We start from the raw sequence: 18,585 nt of genomic DNA on the forward strand, positions 1-18,585 counted from the left end.
CGGGCACTCGGGGGTACCGTCGTGCGTTGGACAGGTCGGAACACCTGTCCCAAATGTCATGCACGACCTGGCACCACCTGTTACCTGGAGGCACCCCGCGATGTCGGAACCGCAGCCCACCGCTGAGCAGCGCGGCGAGCAGATCCTCTCCGTCTTCGACACCGCGTTCGGCGAGCTGCTCGCCGCGGACCCCGCCGCGTTCCGGGTGAAGTTCCGGAAGATGGCCGCCTCCGCCTTCGCGTTCTACCGCGGCACGGCCTGCCTCTTCTACGGGGACCTGGAGCGCGAGCAGCACGGCGGTCCCTACCTGGACGAGCGCACGGGACGGGTGTGGATCCACGGCGACCTGCACGCGGAGAACTTCGGCACGTACATGGACGCCCAGGGCCGCCTGATCTTCAACGTGAACGACTTCGACGAGGCGTACGTCGGCCCCTTCACCTGGGACCTGAAGCGCTTCGCCGCCTCCGTGGCCCTGATCGGGTACACGAAGGCGCTCAGCGACGAGCAGATCACCGACCTGGTGCGGATCTACGCCGCCGCGTACCGCGAGCGGATCCACGACCTGGCCACCGGCGCCAAGAGCGACGAGGTGCCGCCCTTCACCCTGGACACCGCCCAGGGCCCGCTCCTCGACGCCCTGCGCGACGCGCGCTCGCTGACCCGCTTCGGGCTCCTGGAGTCGATGACGGAGATCCGCGACTTCGAGCGCCGCTTCGCCCCGGGCGGCGGTTCCATCGAGCTCGACGCGGCCACACGCTACAAGGTGCTCGCCGCCTTCGACGGCTATCTGGAGACGCTGCCCGAGTCCTCGCTCACCCGCCCCGACTCGTACCGCGTGAAGGACGTCGTCGGACGCCGCGGCATCGGCATCGGCTCCGCGGGCCTGCCCTCGTACAACATCCTCCTGGAGGGCAACAGCGACGCGTTGGAGAACGACGTCGTGATCTACCTCAAGCAGGCCCAGACCCCGGCCGTCTCGCGCCACATCACCGACGGCGCGGTCCGTGACTACTTCCAGCACGAGGGCCACCGCACGGTCATCTCGCAGCGCGCGCTCCAGGCGCACGCCGACCCGTGGCTCGGCTGGACCGAGCTGGACGGCGCGGGTCAGCTGGTCGCCGAGGTCTCTCCGTACGCGGTGGACCTGGACTGGTCGGACATCGACGACTGGGACGAGATCGCCGCGGTCATCGCCGACCTGGGCCGCGCCACGGCCACGATGCACTCCGCCGCGGACGACGAGAGCGGCCACTCGGACCTGGTGCCGTTCTCCACGGAGCGCGCGATCGACGCAGCCATCGCGGCGGACGAAGAGAGCTTCGGCGACCTCCTCGTGGACTTCGCGCACGAGTACGGCGCAACGGCCCGCAGGGACCACCAGATCTTCGTCGACCTGTTCCGTAACGGTCGGATTCCGGGTCTGTAGGCACGAAGAGGACGCCGCGTAACTCATAGCCACCCTTTAGGGCTGCCTTACGCGCGCACATGGCACACTCGGCTGCGCGATGGACATATCCGGGACCCAGCTCAGAGCCGTGCGCGCGGCGCTCTTCACGACGCTCGTCGTGACGCTCTCCGCCGCGTCGCACGTCCTGCTGTCCCGCGCCCCGCTGCCGCTGACCACCGTCGCGGTGATCGCCGCCGCGGTCTTCGTCATCGCGTACGCCCTGGCGGGGCGCGAGCGTGGCTACGGCCGCATCGCAGCCCTCCTGATCCCGCTGGAACTGGCCGCCGACACGGTGTTCACCACGGGGCAGCACGTCTGTTACGGCCAGGCGGGCGGTCCCGTCGCGGGCCCGCTGCGCTCCGTCGGCTTCGACGTGCTGTGCGGCGGTACGAACGTCGGCACCCCGCTGGCCCAGATGACCGGCGGCGACGGACACCGTGCCGCCGCCGTGCTGCTCGCCGACGCCGATCCGGGCGCCGCCTGGCTGCTGCTCGGCGCGCACATCGGGGTCGGCCTGCTCGCGGCACTCTGGCTGCGGCGCGGCGAGCGCGCCCTGGCCCAGGTCCTGCGCGCGGTGGCCGCGTCCACCTTCCGGCCGCTGCTCGTCGCGGTCGCCGCCGCGGGCATCCGCCTTCGGCCGCCGCGCCGCGCCGCGCGGCCCGCCCGCCGGGTCCGGACCGCTCGTACGCGGCTTCTCGTGCACTTCGTGGGACGGCGTGGACCGCCGTGCTCGGCCGTCTTCGCCTGAGCACCACCGTCCCCACGCACGTCACCCCTACGGAGAACATCATCATGAGCAAGCGCAACAGCCAGGCGGCCAAGTCGGCGGCCCGCGAGCGGATCCGCGCCCAGCAGGAAGCCGAGCGCAAGCGGGAGAAGCGGAAGCGGTCGCTGATCGTCGGCGTCTCCGTCGTCGCGGTCCTCGCGATCGCGGGCGGCGTCGGGTACGCCGTCATGCAGTCCAACAAGCCCGGTCACTGGGAAGCCGCCAAGGACGAGAAGCTGGTCAAGCCGGCGAACTCCACGGGCACGGACGGCACGACCGTCGTCATCGGCAAGGACAGCGCCAAGAAGACCCTCAAGGTCTACGAGGACCCGCGCTGCCCGGTCTGCGCCAGCTTCGAGCAGACGGTCGGCCCGACGGTCGAGAAGGACCTGAAGGACGGCAAGTACAAGATCCAGTTCATCGGCGCCTCGTTCCTCGACCGCAACCTCACCGGTGAGGGCTCCAAGAACGCGCTCAGCGCGCTTGGCGCCGCCCTGAACGTGAGCGACCAGGCCTTCCTCGACTACAAGAAGGCGATGTTCTCCAAGGAGAACCACCCCTCCGAGACCGAGGACAAGTTCAAGGACGACGCGGTCCTGACCAAGATCGCGAACCAGGTCCCCGAGCTCAAGAAGAGCAAGACCTTCGCGAAGGACGTCAAGAACGGCACGTACGACCGCTGGGCCCTGGAGATGTCGAAGAAGTTCGACGACAACAAGGACGGCGTCGACGGCACCCCCTCCTTCGTCATGGACGGCAAGAAGCTGACCGGCTCCGACAAGAAGAACGCGCCCTCGACGGTCGAGGATTACAAGACGGCCATCGACGCGGCGCTCAAGGGCTGAACCGACCGCAGAGCCGCACGCTGAGCGGCAGAGAGCGGAAGAGCGGGCGAACGTTTCGGAGTTCGCCCGCTCTTGGCGATTACTGATCAGTAAGGTAATCGCCCGTGACCAGTCGAAACAGCGCCCCCAGTTCGCTCAACTCCGCGGCCCCGAGCCGCCGTACGGTCGTGAAGGCCGCTGCCGCCACCGCGGCCCTCGCGCCCCTCGCCGCCGCTCCCCTCGCGCACGCCGCCGAAGGGCCCGCCTTCCACCACGGAATCGCCTCGGGTGACCCGCTGCCCGACGGAGTCCTGCTCTGGACCCGGGTGACGCCGACCCCGGAGGCCTCACCGGGCTCCGGCAGAGGGCCGGACACCGAAGTGAGATGGGAGATAGCCAAGGACAAGGGCTTCACCCAGGTCGTCGGCCACGGCAGCACGACCGCCCGAGCCGCGGCCGACCACACGGTCAAAGCCGACGTAAGGGGCTTGAGCCCTGCCACCACCTATTACTTCCGCTTCTCCGCGGGCGACTCGGGGGGCGACGGCACCCCGGTGCACTCCCCCGTCGGCCGCACCCGCACCACCCCCGCGCACGAGGCCGCGGCCCCCGGAGTCCGCTTCGGCGTGGTGTCCTGCGCCAACTGGGAGGCCGGCTACTTCTCCGCGTACCGACATCTCGCGGCCCGCACCGAACTCGACGCGGTCCTGCACATCGGCGACTACATCTACGAGTACCAGAGCGGCGAGTACCCGGCCGCCGAGTACGGGGTGCGCCTGCACGAGCCGCGGCACGAGATCGTCAGCCTCGCCGACTACCGCACCCGGCACGGCGCCCACAAGACCGACGCGGACGCGCAGGCGATGCACGCCACGCACCCGCTGATCGCGATCTGGGACGACCACGAGTTCGCCGACAACACCTGGTCGGGCGGCGCGGTGAACCACTCCCCTCAGACCGAGGGCGGCTGGGCGCAGCGCATGGCGGCCGCCAAGCAGGCGTACTTCGAGTGGATGCCCGTACGCCCTTCCACCGAGGGCACCGTCTACCGCCGCCTGCGCTTCGGCAAGCTGGCCGATCTGCACCTGCTCGACCTGCGCTCCTTCCGCTCCGAGCAGGCGGGGTTCGGCAGCGGCGACGTGGACGACCCGGACCGTACGATCACGGGGCGCGCCCAGCTCGACTGGCTGAAGGCGGGCCTCGCCTCGTCCGATGCCTCCTGGAAGCTGGTCGGCACCTCGGTGATGATCTCGCCGGTCGCCTTCGGTTCCGTGCCGGCCCATCTGCTCGAACCCATCGCGGAGTTGCTCGGCCTGCCCAAGGAGGGCCTCGCGATCAACGGCGACCAGTGGGACGGCTACACCGACGACCGCAAGGAGCTCATCTCCCACCTGGTCGACAAGGCCATCCGGAACACGGTCTTCCTCACCGGTGACATCCACATGGCCTGGGCGAACGACGTGCCGGTCAGGGCCGCCACCTACCCCGCATCGCCCTCCGCGGCCACGGAGTTCGTGGTCACCTCCGTGACCTCCGACAACGTGGACGACATGCTGCACGTCGCCCCGCACACCCTCTCGCTGGTCGCGGTGGGCGCGGTGAAGGCGGCCAACCGCCATGTGAAGTGGCTGGACATGGACTCGCACGGCTACGGCATCCTCGACGTCACCGCCGAGCGGTCCCAAATGGACTACTACGTCCTGTCCGACCGCAAGGACCCCGGGGCGACCTCCTCGTGGGCCCGTTCGTACCGCACCCTCAGCGGCACACAGAGGGTCGAGCGGGCGTACTCCCCGGTGCGCTGACCCGGGTCACGCGCGTCTCCGGCGCCCCTTACTCTTGCGTCATGAGTGGCCAGGGGGACGTGGTGGACGGGCGCTTCGAGCTGCTGGAGCGGCTCGGCAGCGGGGGCATGGGCACGGTGTGGCGGGCGCGCGACACCGTGCTGCACCGCGAGGTGGCCATCAAGGAGGTCCGGCCCACCGAGCGGGAGCTGACGGGCGAGCAGTCGCGCGTCCTGCGGGAGCGCGTGCTGCGCGAGGCCAGGGCGCTGGCCCGGATCAACCACCCGCATGTGGTGACGATCCATCACATCGTGGACACGGGCCCGCACCCCTGGCTCGTGATGGAACTGCTGCCGGGGCGCACGCTCCAGGATCTCCTGGAGCAGGGCACGTTGCCGCCGCACGAGGCGGCCCGCATCGGCCGCGAGCTGCTCTCGGCGCTGCGCGTCGCCCACGCGGCGGGCATCCTGCACCGGGACGTGAAGCCCGCCAACATCCTGCTGCGGGGCGAGACTCCCGGCAGCGCAGGCCCCTCCGTGGTCCTCACGGACTTCGGCATCGCAACGCTGCATGGCTCCACGCAGCTCACCGCGACCGGCGACCTGATCGGTTCGCCGGAGTACATGGCGCCCGAGCGCATCCGCGGCACGGACCAGGGCCCGGCGGCCGACCTCTGGTCGCTCGGCCTCGTGCTCTACCTCGCCGTGGAGGGCGTCAGCCCGCTGCGCCGCGCCACGACGCTGGCCACGCTCGCCGCCGTGCTCGACGACCCCGTGCCGCCGCCGGTGCGCTCCGGGCCGCTCGCGCCGGTCCTGAGCGCCCTGCTCGTACGGGATCCCGCGCTGCGCCCGGACGCGGAGCGCCTGGACGCGATGCTCGCCGCGGTGGCGCACGGGATCGCCTGGCAGCCGACGGAGACCTCGGAGCGCCCTCCGGTCACGGTGGGGCAGCTGCCCACCGAGCCCCGCAGGCGTACACCGGTGATCGCCGCGGTGGTCGCCGTGGCGCTCGCCCTGGTGGGCGGTGCCGCGCTGGTCCTCGCGCTGCGGGGCGGGGACGGCACGGGCGGGGAGGAGGACAAGGGCGGCGGGAGCTCCTCCGCTTCCTCCCAGGCGTCACCGGAACCCACGAAGGCGTCCAAGAGCCCGGACCGCGGCGAGAGCCCCGACCCGACCACGTCACCGGAGTCCTCCTCCCCCGGCGCCCCGCCCGCATCGGGCAGTTGGGTCGCCCAGCTCTTCTCCGAGCCGGTCAGGTCGGGCGCGGACGCCCGCGACCGCCGGCTCGCGGCCGTGCGCAAGGACGTGCCGGAGGCGGAGTACGTGCGCAGCGACGACTACGCGTCGCTGCGGCCCGGTTTCTGGGTGATCTACGCCCCAGGGCCCTTCGCGGACGGCCGGGCCGCCCTGCGGTTCTGCGCCGAGCGCGGCAGGACCGCAGGGGACGAATGCGTCGGGCGGTATCTCAGCTCCAGCGGCGGGGACTACGACCTCCAGTGCAAGCCGCCCGTGAGCGCCCCGGTGGGACGCTGCACGCGCGCTTGAGCTGCACGGCCCCGCGCAGCGGCTAGAGCGTCTCCAGGAAGCCGATCGCCGTCCGCCACGTCGCCTCCGCCGCCTCGGCGTCGTAGTCGTCAAGGTCGGGGTCGGTGTAGATGTGACCGGCTCCGGCGTAGCGGTAGACCTCGACGTCGGCTCCGGCCCGCCCCATCTGCAGGTACCACGCGCTCAGCCAGTCGTCCGTCTCGAACGGGTCCGGCTCGGCGACGTGCAGCTGCACCGGCAGCTCGTCCACCGTCGCGTTCTCCGCGATGTCGGACGTGCCGTGCAGGAGCAGCAGCCCGCGCGCCTTGGCGTCGCCGAGGGCGAGGGTCTGCGCGGTGGCCGCGCCGAACGAGAACCCGGCGTAGACGAGACCCCGCTCGGAGTAGGGCGCGGCGGCCAGGATCGCCCTCTTCAGGAGCTCCTCCTTGCCGAGCTCGTCCCTGAAGGCCATGCCTTCCTCGACGGTGTCGAAGGTGCGCCCCTCGAACAGATCGGGCGTCGTCACCTCGTGCCCCTCGGCGCGCAGCCGGTCGGCCGCCGCGTGCACCGCGGGCCGCAGCCCGTACGTCGAGTGGAAAAGCATGATGTTCATGGGGCCATCGTGCCACTTACCCTCGGGGGCATGGAGAACGTACTGCGTCCGTTGATCGTGGTCGGCGGCTCGGTCGTGCTCACGCTGGCCGTGGTTTGGCTGGCCGACGTGCTGCTGCGCCGGGCCGACGACCGCCACCCCGACAATCCGCTGTGGGGTCTGCTGCGTCGCTGCCGACTGCCGCTCCAACTTGCCCTGTGCGCCGCCCTGCTGCGCGGCTCCTTCGAACAGGCGAAGATCGCCGAGGACCACTCGGCGGGCATCGCGCAGACCCTGACCCTGGTGCTCATCGGTTCGGTGGCCTGGCTCCTCGTCCGCATCGCGACGGCCGTCGTCGAGGCCACCTACGCGCGCTACGCGGGCGCCCACCGCGACCCGGCGCGCGTCCGCCGGGTGCGTACGCAGGTCACCCTCATCCAGCGGGTGGTCACCGCGATCGTCGGTGTCGTAGCCGTCGGAGCGATGCTGCTGACCTTCCCCGCCATGCAGGCGGCCGGGACGTCGCTGCTGGCGTCGGCGGGCGTTCTGGGCATCGTCGCGGGCGTCGCGGCCCAGTCCACGCTCGCCAATCTCTTCGCGGGGCTGCAGATCGCCTTCGGCGACATGGTGCGGATCGGCGACACGGTCGTCGTGGACGGCGAGTGGGGCACGATCGACGAGATCACGCTGACCTTCCTCGCCGTGCGGACCTGGGACGAGCGCCGGATCACGATGCCGGTGTCGTACTTCGTGTCGAAGCCCTTCGAGAACTGGTCGCGCGGCGGCTCCCAGATGACCGGCACGGTCTTCTTCCAGCTGGACCACACGGCGCCCATCACCGAGATGCGCGAGCAGCTCCAGGACATCCTGCGCGAGTGCGCCGCCTGGGACGGCCGGGACTGGGGCCTGGCGGTCACGGACACGACGCCGAACACGATCCAGGTCCGCGCCCTGGTCACGGCCAAGGACGCCGACGACATCTGGACGGTGCGGGTCACGGTGCGCGAGCACCTCGTCCGCTGGCTGACCGAGCACCACGCGTACGCGCTGCCGCGGGTCAACACGGCCTGGGCCGAGCTGCCGCCGGAGGACGACCACCCGCATCCGCCCCCGCCGATCGTGCCGCGCACGGGCCGCGGCTGAGCCGCACCCGGGTCCGCGGCCCGCGCCCGCGTCAGGACCGCAGGCTGCGTACGTCGAGGTGGTGCAGGACCCGGTCGACGATCTCGGGATCGGCTCCGGGTTCGCTGCGCGCCGCGAGGATCTCGTGGCGGGCGGCCGACATCATGTCGCGCTGGATGCGCTGGACCGCCTTGAGGCGGTCGGCGCGCTTGGAGTACCGCTCGCGCCGTTCGTCGTCGACGATGTCGGGGCTGATCCTCGCGCCGATGTCGAACGCACCGCGCAGCAGCCGCTCCGAGAGGTCCTCCGGCAGCTCCTCGACCTCTTCGATCTCCTTGAGGCGCCGCTTGGCCGCCTTGGCCGCCCGGATGGCGAGATCCCGCTCGATGGCCCGCTCGACGTCGGTGTCCGCGCGCACGCCGAGCTTCTTCACGAGCCAGGGCAGCGTGAGCCCCTGGACGACGAGGGTCGCCATGATGACGCAGAAGGCGATGAAGATGATCTCGTCCCGGGCCGGGAAAGGATCCCCGCTGTCCGTCTTCAGCGGAATGGCGAGGGCGAGGGCCACCGAGGCCACGCCGCGCATCCCCGACCACCACATGACGACGGTCTCGCGCCAGGTCGTCGGGATCTCCTCGTCGACGTCCCGCAGCTTGTGCAGGCGCTTGGCGAGCCAGGTCGCGGGCAGCAGCCACATCAGGCGTACGCCGACGACGACCGCGACGACGGCCGCTCCCCAGCCGAGCATCTGCAGCTCCCGGCCGCTCGCCGTGCCGAAGACGTTGTGCAGTTCGAGCCCGATGAGCCCGAAGGCGACGCCGGTGACCAGGGTGTCGACGATCTGCCAGAACGTCTGCCCGGTGATCCGCCCGAGCACGTCGTCGGCGTCGGCGGCGTGCTCCGCGAGGTAGAGCGCGGTGGTCAGCACGGCGAGCACGCCGGAGCCCATCAGCTCCTCGGCGAGGACATAGCTCACGAAGGGCACGAGCAGCGTCAGGCCGGTCTGCAGGGTGGCCTCACCGAGCAGCCCCATGAGCTTGTTGGTGAGCCAGCCGAGCGCGAACCCCACGGCGACGGCGACCACCGCGGAGAGCGCAAGCTGCCCCACCGCCTCCGGCCACGAGAACGTCCCGCTCACCGCCGCCGCGATCGCCACGTGGTAGAGCACGATGGCCGTGACGTCGTTGAAGAGGCCCTCCCCCTCCAGGATCGACACGAGCCGCCGCGGCAGTCCGAGCGACCCGGCGACGGCTGTCGCGGCGACCGGGTCGGGCGGCGCCACGAGCGCGCCGAGCGCCACGGCGGCGGCGATCGGCAGCCCGGGAACGACCGAGCCCGCGACCGCGGCGACCGCCGCCGTCGTCACGAAGACCAGGGCCACGGCGAGCAGGAAGATGGGGCGTCTGTTGGCCGCGAACTGCCGCCACGAGGTGCGCTGGACAGCCGCGTACAGCAAGGGCGGGAGGACCAGCGGAAGGATGTAGTCGGGCGGGATCTCGACGTTCGGGACCCAGGGGGCGAAGGCGAGAACGATCCCGGCCAGCGTCATGAGAACGGGCGCTGGCAGCCCGAGCCGCTCCCCCAGGGGCACCGTCACCACGGCGCCGAGCAACAGAACGAGCAGCAGCGCCAGTTGGTCCACGGTGCGCCCTCCGGCGGTTTCGAGGCGGTTCGGGGCTCAGACGATCAAGACCTCAACCCTGCCACGCATCCCCCGCGAACCGGGACTTTGCCCCTCCGGCACCCTCGCCCGGCGAGGACCCGCGGTTCAGTCCAGCGGCTTGCGCATCGCCCGGTGCGGGATCCCCGCGTCCGGGAACTCGGGGCCGTAGACCACGTACCCCAGTCGTTCGTAGAACCCCAGCGCATGCGTCTGCGCGTGCAGGTCGATCGCGGTGAGGCCACGCGCGCGTGCCGCTTCCTCGATCGCCCGCACCAGGGCCGCACCGACACCGAGTCCGCGCGCGGCCCGCGTCACCGCGAGGCGGCCGAGCGCGCCCACCTCGGGATCTCCGCCGTTCTTGGCCGCGGCCGCCGCTCCGAAGAGCAGGCGTCCCGTGCCCAGCGGCAGGCCGTCCTCACGGACCGCGAGGACATGCACCGCCCCGGCATCGTACGCGTCGTACTCAAGGTCCTCGGGGACCTGCTGCTCGGCGACGAAGACTTCCTTGCGGACCGCGAAGCAGGCCTCCAGGTCGTCGGCCTCGACCGCGACGCGGCAGGTGACCCCGGTACTCATGAGCTCTCGGCTCGCACCCGGTCGAGCGCCTGCTGGAGGTCGTCCGGATAGGTGCTCTCGAACTCCACCCACTGCCCGTCACCGGGGTGCTCGAAGCCGAGCCGCACCGCGTGCAGCCACTGGCGCGTGAGGCCGAGCCGCTTGGCGAGCGTGGGGTCGGCGCCGTACGTCAGGTCGCCCACGCACGGGTGCCGGTGGGCCGCCATGTGCACGCGGATCTGGTGCGTGCGCCCCGTCTCCAGCTTGATGTCGAGCAGGGAGGCCGCGCGGAACGCCTCGATGAGGTCGTAGTGCGTGACGGAGGGCTTGCCCTCGGCCGTGACCGCCCACTTGTAGTCGTGGTTCGGGTGGCGCCCGATGGGGGCGTCGATCGTGCCGCTCATCGGGTCGGGGTGGCCCTGCACCAGCGCGTTGTAGCGCTTGTCGACCGTGCGCTCCTTGAACTGGCGCTTCAGGGAGGTGTACGCGCGCTCCGACTTGGCGACCGCCATCAGACCGGACGTGCCCACGTCGAGGCGGTGCACGATGCCCTGGCGCTCCGCGGCGCCCGAGGTCGAGATGCGATACCCGGCGGCCGCGAGGCCGCCGATCACCGTGGTGCCGGTCCAGCCGGGGCTCGGGTGCGCGGCCACGCCCACCGGCTTGACGATCACGAGGATGTCGTCGTCGTCATGGATGATCTCCATGCCCTCGACGGGCTCGGCGACGATCTGCACCGGAGCGGGCGCCTGCGGCATCTCCACCTCCAGCCAGGCGCCGCCGTGCACACGCTCGGACTTGCCGACCACGCTGCCGTCGACCATCACCTTGCCTGCCGCCGCCAGCTCGGCGGCCTTCGTGCGGGAAAAACCGAACATGCGAGAGATGGCGGCGTCTACGCGCTCGCCCTCCAGGCCGTCCGGCACGGGCAGGGTACGGATCTCGGGAATCGTGCTCACCCATTGAGTATGCAGGAGGCCACCGACACTCCCGCACCACGCGTCCCGCCGGGCGGCCCGCTCAGTCCTTGTGGACGGTCCCGTCCGGGTCGAGGCCGCGGAAGGACAGAATCACGATCAGGAAGCCGCCGCACACGATCGCCGAGTCCGCGAGGTTGAACACCGCGAAGCCCTTCGGCGCGATGAAGTCGACCACCGCTCCCTCGAACACGCCGGGGGCGCGGAAGATCCGATCGGTGAGGTTGCCCAGGGCGCCGCCGAGCAGCATGCCGAGAGCGATCGCCCACGGCAGGCTGTAGAGCTTGCGGGCCAGGCGGGCGATCACGACGATCACGGCCGCCGCGATGCAGGTGAAGATCACGGTGAAGGCCTCGCCGATCCCGAAGGCGGCGCCCGCGTTCCGGATGGCGTTGAACTGCAGCCAGTCGCCGATGATCTCGATCGGCTCGTGGTGCTCGAGCTTCGCGACGACGATCATCTTGCTGACGAGGTCCAGGGCATACGCCAGCACGGCCACCGCGAACAGGACGAGGATCTTGCGCTTGCCCTTGGGGCGCTGCTCCTCCGACGAGGTCTGCTCGTCCTTGGCGCCTTGCTCGCTCTGCCCCGTCGCCTCGCCGGAGCCCGAGGCGGACTGCTCCGGCTCGGTCCCAGCCGCCTCAGGGATGTCCGGCGTACCGATGATGCGCTCCGCCTCTGCCACGTGAGTCCCTCAACCTAGGTACCTGACTGGGGACGAGGGTACGGCACACACGTACGGCATCAGGTGGTCAGGCCGCGTTCGGTGGCTCCGGTCTTCAGTAGCGCCTCTCCTGCTTCTGCTTGCAGTCCATGCACAGGGTCGCGCGGGGGAAGGCCTGCATCCGCGCCTTGCCGATGGGATTGCCGCAGTTCTCGCAGATGCCGTACGTCCCGGCGTCGAGGCGCTCCAGGGCGCGCTCGGTCTGTTCGAGCATCTCGCGCGCATTGGCGGCCAGCGACATCTCGTGTTCCCGCGTGATGTTCTTCGTGCCGGTGTCCGCGTCGTCGTCGCCCGCGCCGTCCCCGGAGTCACGCATCAGGCCCGCGAGGGCGTCCTCGGAGGAGGAGATCTCGGCTCCGAGCCGCAGTGCCTCGCTCTGGAGCTCCGCGCGGGCCTCCTCGACCTCGTCCGGGGTCCAGGGGTCCTCGCCGGGCCGGACCGCCAGCTCACCGGGCTCCGCGGCGGCGACACGCGCCTTGGGCACCGCCGTCGGCTTCTTCGCTGCCGTCGCCGTGCCCGGAGTCTTCTTCGTGACCACTGTCGTGGCTCCCGTCGTCTCCGCGGCCTGAGCCGCACCCTCGGCCGCTGTCGCGGCCGTCTTCTTGGCTGTGCTCTTCTTGGCGGTGCTCTTCTTGGCAGCTGTCTTCTTCGCCGGCGGAGCCTTCTTGGCGGCGGGAGCCTTCTTGGCCGCGGCGGCCTCCTTGGCGGGGCCCTCCCCGGCTGCCGTCTTCTTGCCGGCATCGGCGACCTTGACGACCGCCTTCTTGGCGACGGCCTTCTTGGCGGCCGCCTTCTTCGTGGTCTTCTTGGCTGCGGTCTTCTTGGCCGCGGCCTTCTCGCCGACGGGCTTCGCGGCCTCGTGCGTGCCGTGGGAACCGTGCGTTCCGCCTGCTCCCTGTGTGGCCGCGCCCGTGGATCTGCCCGACGCCGGATGCTGTACGGCGGTCTTCTTCGCCACCATGGCCGCGGCCCCTTCACATTTTGTGATCTTGCTCGCGCAATCGTGCTGGGACGATAAATCGACTCAAGGCCCGCGGCAACGGGGCACGCCGCTCGATACGCCCGCCCCACGGGTGCAGCGCGGCGAGCATGCATGCGTTGTGCCCAGCTCCCAGCCGGGTAATCCGGCCGGTACGACGGGCCAGGATCCGAACCCTCCACGTGTCGCCATTCGGGTCAGTCCCCCGGCCCAGGCGGCGTGGGATCCAAGGCGGCTCCGAGGCCGCTTCGAGACGGAAATCAGGCATAAAATGGGACATGACAAGAGAAGGTGCGTCATGCGCAAGACAGCCGACTGCCGCGAATTCCCCAGCGAGACCAACTGCACCCTCGCCATCTCCGGCGAAGAGGAGGAAGTGGTCCGCGCCGCCAGCGAGCACGCCGTGTCCGTCCACGGGCACACCGACAGCCCGGAGCTGCGGAAGATGGTCCGCGACTCCCTCCGGGACGAGGTCCCTCAGCACGCCTGAGACGGCCGCCCGAAATCCGGTCGGCCCCGTACACCCCGGCCCCGTACACTGGGCGGAGCGAGAAGCGTGGATGGGGACGAGTAGCGGCGTAAGCGGCCAAGAGCGACCCGGGGACGGTGTGAGCCCGGGGGCAGGCGCGACGCGAAGATCACCCCTGAGCCGCCGGAAGAACCACCGGCAGTGGACCCCCGGGCCCGCCGCAGGCCAGTAGACCCGGCATCGCGACCCCAATGAGGGGGCTTTCCCGGGCGTCACACACGCCTGGAAGGCCAAGGAGGGTGGTACCGCGGGAGCGCGACAAGCGGCTCTCGTCCCTCCGACGGAACGGAATCGTCCGCCGGAGGAAGCGCGTTGAACACGCAGCCGCAGTACCGCCAGGTGCCCGCCCAGGTCGACCTGCCCGCCCTTGAGCACGCCGTGCTCGACTTCTGGCGCGAGCAGAAGATCTTCACCAAGAGCCTGGAGCAGTCCGAGGGCCGCCCCGAGTGGGTCTTCTACGAGGGCCCGCCCACCGCCAACGGCATGCCGGGCGCCCATCACATCGAGGCCCGCGTCTTCAAGGACGTCTTCCCGCGCTTCCGCACCATGCGGGGCTACCACGTCGCCCGCAAGGCCGGCTGGGACTGCCACGGCCTGCCGGTCGAGCTCGCGGTCGAGAAGGAGCTCGGGTTCAACGGCAAGAAGGACATCGAGGCGTACGGCATCGCCGAGTTCAACGCCAAGTGCCGCGAGTCCGTGACCCGGCACACCGACGCCTTCGCCGACCTCACGACCCGCATGGGCTACTGGGTCGACCTCGACGACGCGTACCGCACCATGAACCCCGAGTACGTCGACTCCGTCTGGTGGTCCCTGAAGGAGATCTTCAACAAGGACCTCCTGGTCCAGGACCACCGCGTCGCCCCCTGGTGTCCGCGCTGCGGCACCGGCCTCTCCGACCACGAGCTGGCACAGGGCTACGAAACGGTCGTCGACCCCTCCGTCTTCGTGCGCTTCCCGCTCACCTCCGGCCCCCTCGCGGGCGAGGCGGCCCTCCTGGTGTGGACGACCACTCCGTGGACCCTTGTCTCGAACACCGCGGTCGCCGCGCACCCGGACGTCACGTACGTCGTCGCGACGAACGGCGAAGAGAAGCTCGTGGTCGCCGAGCCGCTCGTCGAGAAGGCCCTCGGTGAGGGCTGGGAGGTCACCGGCAAGACCTTCACCGGCGCCGAGATGGAGCGCTGGAACTACCAGCGCCCCTTCGAGCTCGTGGAGTTCCCGGCTCCGGCCCACTACGTGGTCAACGCCGACTACGTGACCACCGAGGACGGCACCGGTCTGGTCCACCAGTCCCCCGCCTTCGGTGAGGACGACCTCAAGGTCTGCCGCGCGTACGGCCTCCCGGTCGTGAACCCGGTGCGTCCCGACGGCACCTTCGAGGAGGACGTACCGCTCGTGGGCGGTGTCTTCTTCAAGAAGGCCGACGAAAAGCTCACCGAGGACCTCCAGGACCGCGGTCTGCTGTTCAAGCACATCCCGTACGAGCACAGCTATCCGCACTGCTGGCGCTGCCACACCGCGCTCCTCTACTACGCGCAGCCGTCCTGGTACATCCGCACGACGGCCATCAAGGACCGCCTCCTCCAGGAGAACGAGAAGACCAACTGGTTCCCCGACTCGGTCAAGCACGGCCGCTTCGGCGACTGGCTGACCAACAACGTCGACTGGGCCCTGTCCCGCAACCGCTACTGGGGCACCCCGCTGCCCATCTGGCGCTGCGAGGAAGGCCACTTGACGTGCGTGGGCTCGCGCGCCGAGCTCTCCGACCTGACGGGCACCGACCAGTCGGAGCTCGACCCGCACCGCCCGTACATCGACGCGGTGACCTTCCCCTGCCCGACCTGCCAGGAGACCGCGACGCGCGTCCCCGAGGTCATCGACGCCTGGTACGACTCCGGTTCGATGCCGTTCGCGCAGTGGGGCTACCCGCACAAGAACAAGGAGCTCTTCGAGAGCCGGTACCCGGCGCAGTTCATCTCGGAGGCCATCGACCAGACCCGCGGCTGGTTCTACACGCTGATGGCGGTCGGCACGCTCGTCTTCGACAAGTCGTCCTACGAGAACGTGGTCTGCCTCGGCCACATCCTCGCCGAGGACGGCCGCAAGATGTCCAAGCACCTGGGCAACACCCTGGACCCGATCCCGCTGATGGACCAGCACGGCGCCGACGCCGTGCGCTGGTTCATGGCGGCCGGCGGCTCCCCGTGGGCGGCACGCCGCGTGGGCCACGGCACGATCCAGGAGGTCGTCCGCAAGACGCTCCTGACGTACTGGAACACGGTCGCCTTCCAGGCGCTGTACGCCCGTACATCGAAGTGGGCCCCCAGCGACGCCGACCCGGCGCCCGCGGAGCGCCCGCTCCTGGACCGCTGGCTGCTCAGCGAGCTGCACGCGCTCACCGACCAGGTCACGCAGGCCCTGGAGGGCTACGACACCCAGCGCGCGGGCAAGCTCCTGTCCACGTTCGTCGACAACCTCTCCAACTGGTACGTACGCCGCTCCCGGCGCCGCTTCTGGCAGGGCGACAAGGCGGCCCTGCGCACCCTGCACGAGGTCCTGGAGACGGTCACCCGCCTCATCGCCCCGCTGACTCCGTTCATCGCGGAGCGCGTCTGGCAGGACCTGGTGGTGTCCGTCACCCCGGACGCCCCGGAGTCGGTCCACCTGACGTCCTGGCCCGAGGCCGACCTGTCGGCGATCGACCCGGACCTGTCGCGGCAGATGGTGCTCGTGCGTCGCCTGGTGGAGCTGGGCCGCGCCACACGCGCTGAGTCGGGCGTCAAGACCCGCCAGCCGCTGTCCCGCGCCCTGGTCGCGGCCACCGGCTTCGAGTCGCTCAACCCGGAGCTGCACGCCCAGATCACCGAGGAGCTCAACGTCTCCTCCCTTGCGTCGCTCTCCGAAGTCGGCGGCTCACTGGTCGACACGACCGCCAAGGCCAATTTCCGCGCCCTGGGCAAGCGGTTCGGCAAGGGCGTCCAGGCGGTCGCCAAGGCCGTCGCCGACGCGGACGCCGCCGCGCTGTCCCTGGCCCTGCGCGAGGGCACGGCGTCGGTCGAGGTCGACGGCGAGAAGATCACGCTGGCCCCGGACGAGGTCATCATCACGGAGACCCCGCGCGAAGGCTGGTCGGTGGCGTCCGACTCCGGTGCCACGGTCGCCCTCGACCTGGAGATCACCGAGGAGCTGCGCCGGGCGGGCCTCGCCCGTGACGCGATCCGCCTGATCCAGGAGGCCCGCAAGAACAGCGGCCTGGACGTCGCGGACCGGATCGCCCTGCGCTGGACCTCCACGGACCCGGCCGTGATCACGGCCCTGTCCGACCACGCCGACCTCATCGGGGACGAGGTCCTCGCCACGGACTTCGCCCAGGGCGAGGCCGACGAGGCGTACGGCGAGACGTTCACGGACGAGTCCCTGTCCCTGACGTTCCGCCTCCGCAAGGCGTAACCACCGGGAGTCACCGAAGGCCCGGTCCCTCCAAAGATCTTGGCGGGACCGGGCCTTCGGCGTTGCGTCCCACGCACAGATGAACGTTTCTGCACCCTCTCCGCACCCTCAGGCGAGCGGGCACGCAAAAGGGCGAGGCCCCCAGAAGAACTGGGGGCCTCGCCCTGAACGCTGCCGACGCCTAAGGCGTGGAAACGGCCGTCAGTTGTCGTCCTCGTCGATGAGGAAGCCACGCATCGGCGACGGGGCCTGCTGCATGGGCTGCGGGGCCTGCGGCCGCACCGGCGCCATCGGCTGGGTCATCGCCGGCGACATCTGCTGCTGGCCGCCGTAGGACGGACCTGCGGTGGGCTGGTTGCCGCCCATCGACTGCTGACCGCCGTACGACGGGGCGCCCGCGCCGGCCGGTGCCATGGAAGGCGCCGGGGACGGCGGAAGGGAAGCCGTCGCCGGGGTCCGCGGCGGGGCCAGCGAGTCGTCGGCCTGGGTCTCCAGCTGACGGAGCTGCGACTCCAGGTAGGACTTCAGACGCGTGCGGTACTCGCGCTCGAAGCCGCGCAGGTCCTCGACCTTGCGCTCCAGCGTGGCGCGAGCGGACTCCAGGGAGCCCATCGCCACGCGGTGCTTCTCCTGCGCGTCCCGCTCCAGGGCGTCGGCCTTGGCACGGGCGTCACGCTCGAGGCCCTCGGCGCGCGAGCGAGCCTCGCCGACGATCTTGTTGGCCTCGGAACGGGCCTCCGCGATCGCCTGGTCAGCGGTCTGCTGAGCAAGGGAGAGCACGCGAGCGGCGCTGTCGCCACCGGGGCCCTGGCCGGGCTGGGGCATCTGCGGACCGTGGCCGCCCATGGGACCACCCATGGGGCCGCCCATCGGGCCGCCCTGGCCCATCGGGCCGGGGCCCTGCGGACCACCCTGCGGGCCGTGCCCACTGGGCCCTGCGGGCAGCTGCGGCGCGCCACCGGGCAGCTGCGGCGGACCGCCCATCTGCTGGTGCTGCGGATGCTGCTGCGGGTGCTGCTGCTGCGGCGGCACCGGCTGCGGACCCGATATTGCGGCGGGCACAGGGGCGCCAGGACCGCGCTGGTCCTGCGGTTCCGGAGGCTTGCGCATCCCGCCCTGCTGCTGGTTCTGCGCAGCGGCGCGGGTCGCTGCTGCCAGTTTGGCGCGCAGGTCTTCGTTCTCGCGGAGCAAGCGAGTCAGTTCGGCTTCGACCTCATCGAGGAAGGCATCGACCTCGTCCTCGTCATAGCCTTCTCGGAGGCGGACGGTCGTGAACTGCTTGTTCCGCACGTCCTCGGGGGTCAACGGCATCTCTTCACCTCAACGTAGTCGTCGGCATTCGGCAAGACCGTATCGTTCACAAGCCGCTCACGACGGTGATCAGGATGTAGACGATGATCATCAGTACGAAGAAGGACAGGTCGAGCGCCACGCCCCCGAGACGCAGCGGCGGAATGAACCGCCGCAGAAGCTTGAGCGGTGGATCAGTGACAGTGTAGGTGGCCTCCAGAACGACCACCATCGCCTTGCCGGGTTGCCATGAGCGGGCGAACTGGAAGACGTAGTCCATGACCAACCGGAAGATCAACACGATGAGGAAGCACATCAGCGCGATGTAAAGCACCTGCAAGACCACGCTCATGT

General features: G+C 70.6%; 16 protein-coding genes. 8 read left to right on the plus strand and 8 right to left on the minus strand.

Translation table 11 applies throughout. The features are described 5' to 3' along the window. Positions 1–100 precede the first annotated feature (100 nt). From ABZ833_RS13520 to ABZ833_RS13540, 5 genes are all read left to right on the plus strand, one after another. Positions 101–1,429, plus strand: a complete 1,329-nt coding sequence (locus tag ABZ833_RS13520) for a DUF2252 domain-containing protein (protein ID WP_361045424.1) — start codon at positions 101–103, stop codon at positions 1,427–1,429. Between the two features lie 79 nt (positions 1,430–1,508). Continuing rightward, positions 1,509–2,198 (plus strand): hypothetical protein, encoded by a 690-nt coding sequence (locus tag ABZ833_RS13525; protein ID WP_361045427.1) that lies wholly within the window; start codon positions 1,509–1,511, stop codon positions 2,196–2,198. A gap of 44 nt (positions 2,199–2,242) precedes the next feature. Next, positions 2,243–3,061 (plus strand): thioredoxin domain-containing protein, encoded by an 819-nt coding sequence (locus tag ABZ833_RS13530; protein WP_361045429.1) that lies wholly within the window; start codon positions 2,243–2,245, stop codon positions 3,059–3,061. A 104-nt stretch (positions 3,062–3,165) separates the two neighbouring features. Next, positions 3,166–4,845 carry an alkaline phosphatase D family protein gene (locus ABZ833_RS13535; RefSeq protein WP_361045431.1) on the plus strand — a complete coding sequence of 560 codons (1,680 nt, stop codon included), beginning with the start codon at positions 3,166–3,168 and terminating at the stop codon, positions 4,843–4,845. A 41-nt stretch (positions 4,846–4,886) separates the two neighbouring features. After that, on the plus strand, positions 4,887–6,368 hold the full coding sequence (locus ABZ833_RS13540; protein ID WP_361045434.1) for a serine/threonine-protein kinase: 1,482 nt from the start codon (positions 4,887–4,889) through the stop codon (positions 6,366–6,368). Between the two features lie 22 nt (positions 6,369–6,390). On the opposite strand, the gene ABZ833_RS13545 is transcribed toward ABZ833_RS13540, so the two are convergent. After that, positions 6,391–6,960 (minus strand): dienelactone hydrolase family protein, encoded by a 570-nt coding sequence (locus ABZ833_RS13545; protein ID WP_361045436.1) that lies wholly within the window; start codon positions 6,958–6,960, stop codon positions 6,391–6,393. A gap of 30 nt (positions 6,961–6,990) precedes the next feature. On the opposite strand from ABZ833_RS13545, the gene ABZ833_RS13550 reads away from it, so the two are divergent. After that, complete coding sequence (locus ABZ833_RS13550; RefSeq protein ID WP_361045438.1) at positions 6,991–8,082, plus strand: mechanosensitive ion channel domain-containing protein; 1,092 nt, start codon at positions 6,991–6,993, stop codon at positions 8,080–8,082. A gap of 31 nt (positions 8,083–8,113) precedes the next feature. Here the strand turns inward: ABZ833_RS13550 and ABZ833_RS13555 are convergent, their stop codons facing one another. The 5 genes from ABZ833_RS13555 to ABZ833_RS13575 all read right to left on the minus strand — a co-directional run bounded on the left by ABZ833_RS13555 (position 8,114) and on the right by ABZ833_RS13575 (position 12,941). Further along, complete coding sequence (locus tag ABZ833_RS13555) at positions 8,114–9,703, minus strand: Na+/H+ antiporter (RefSeq protein ID WP_361045440.1); 1,590 nt, start codon at positions 9,701–9,703, stop codon at positions 8,114–8,116. 126 nt (positions 9,704–9,829) lie between these two features. Beyond that, positions 9,830–10,300, minus strand: a complete 471-nt coding sequence (locus ABZ833_RS13560; protein ID WP_249590445.1) for a GNAT family N-acetyltransferase — start codon at positions 10,298–10,300, stop codon at positions 9,830–9,832. Further along, positions 10,297–11,238 carry an RluA family pseudouridine synthase gene (locus ABZ833_RS13565; RefSeq protein WP_249590444.1) on the minus strand — a complete coding sequence of 314 codons (942 nt, stop codon included), beginning with the start codon at positions 11,236–11,238 and terminating at the stop codon, positions 10,297–10,299. Before ABZ833_RS13565 ends, ABZ833_RS13560 begins: the two co-directional genes overlap by 4 nt. A 61-nt stretch (positions 11,239–11,299) precedes the next feature. Beyond that, positions 11,300–11,941 (minus strand): signal peptidase II, encoded by a 642-nt coding sequence (lspA, locus tag ABZ833_RS13570; RefSeq protein WP_361045445.1) that lies wholly within the window; start codon positions 11,939–11,941, stop codon positions 11,300–11,302. Positions 11,942–12,035: 94 nt separating this feature from the next. Beyond that, a complete protein-coding gene (locus ABZ833_RS13575) occupies positions 12,036–12,941 on the minus strand; it encodes a TraR/DksA family transcriptional regulator (protein WP_361045448.1) in 906 nt (301 codons plus the stop codon). A 316-nt stretch (positions 12,942–13,257) separates the two neighbouring features. Between ABZ833_RS13575 and ABZ833_RS13580 the strand changes: the two genes are divergently transcribed. After that, on the plus strand, positions 13,258–13,449 hold the full coding sequence (locus ABZ833_RS13580) for a DUF1059 domain-containing protein (protein WP_087883719.1): 192 nt from the start codon (positions 13,258–13,260) through the stop codon (positions 13,447–13,449). A gap of 351 nt (positions 13,450–13,800) precedes the next feature. Beyond that, positions 13,801–16,941, plus strand: a complete 3,141-nt coding sequence (ileS, locus tag ABZ833_RS13585) for an isoleucine--tRNA ligase (protein ID WP_361045452.1) — start codon at positions 13,801–13,803, stop codon at positions 16,939–16,941. Between the two features lie 201 nt (positions 16,942–17,142). On the opposite strand, the gene ABZ833_RS13590 is transcribed toward ileS, so the two are convergent. Together ABZ833_RS13590 and ABZ833_RS13595 are read right to left on the minus strand one after the other, a co-directional pair. Then, the gene (locus ABZ833_RS13590; RefSeq protein WP_361045454.1) at positions 17,143–18,252 is read right to left on the minus strand and encodes a DivIVA domain-containing protein; all 1,110 of its coding nucleotides are present in this window, start codon (positions 18,250–18,252) and stop codon (positions 17,143–17,145) included. A gap of 46 nt (positions 18,253–18,298) precedes the next feature. Further along, a complete protein-coding gene (locus ABZ833_RS13595; protein WP_249590439.1) occupies positions 18,299–18,583 on the minus strand; it encodes a YggT family protein in 285 nt (94 codons plus the stop codon). Positions 18,584–18,585 lie beyond the last annotated feature (2 nt).

It is taken from the genome of Streptomyces sp. NPDC047525 (assembly GCF_040643025.1).
Lineage (GTDB): Bacteria > Actinomycetota > Actinomycetes > Streptomycetales > Streptomycetaceae > Streptomyces > Streptomyces durmitorensis.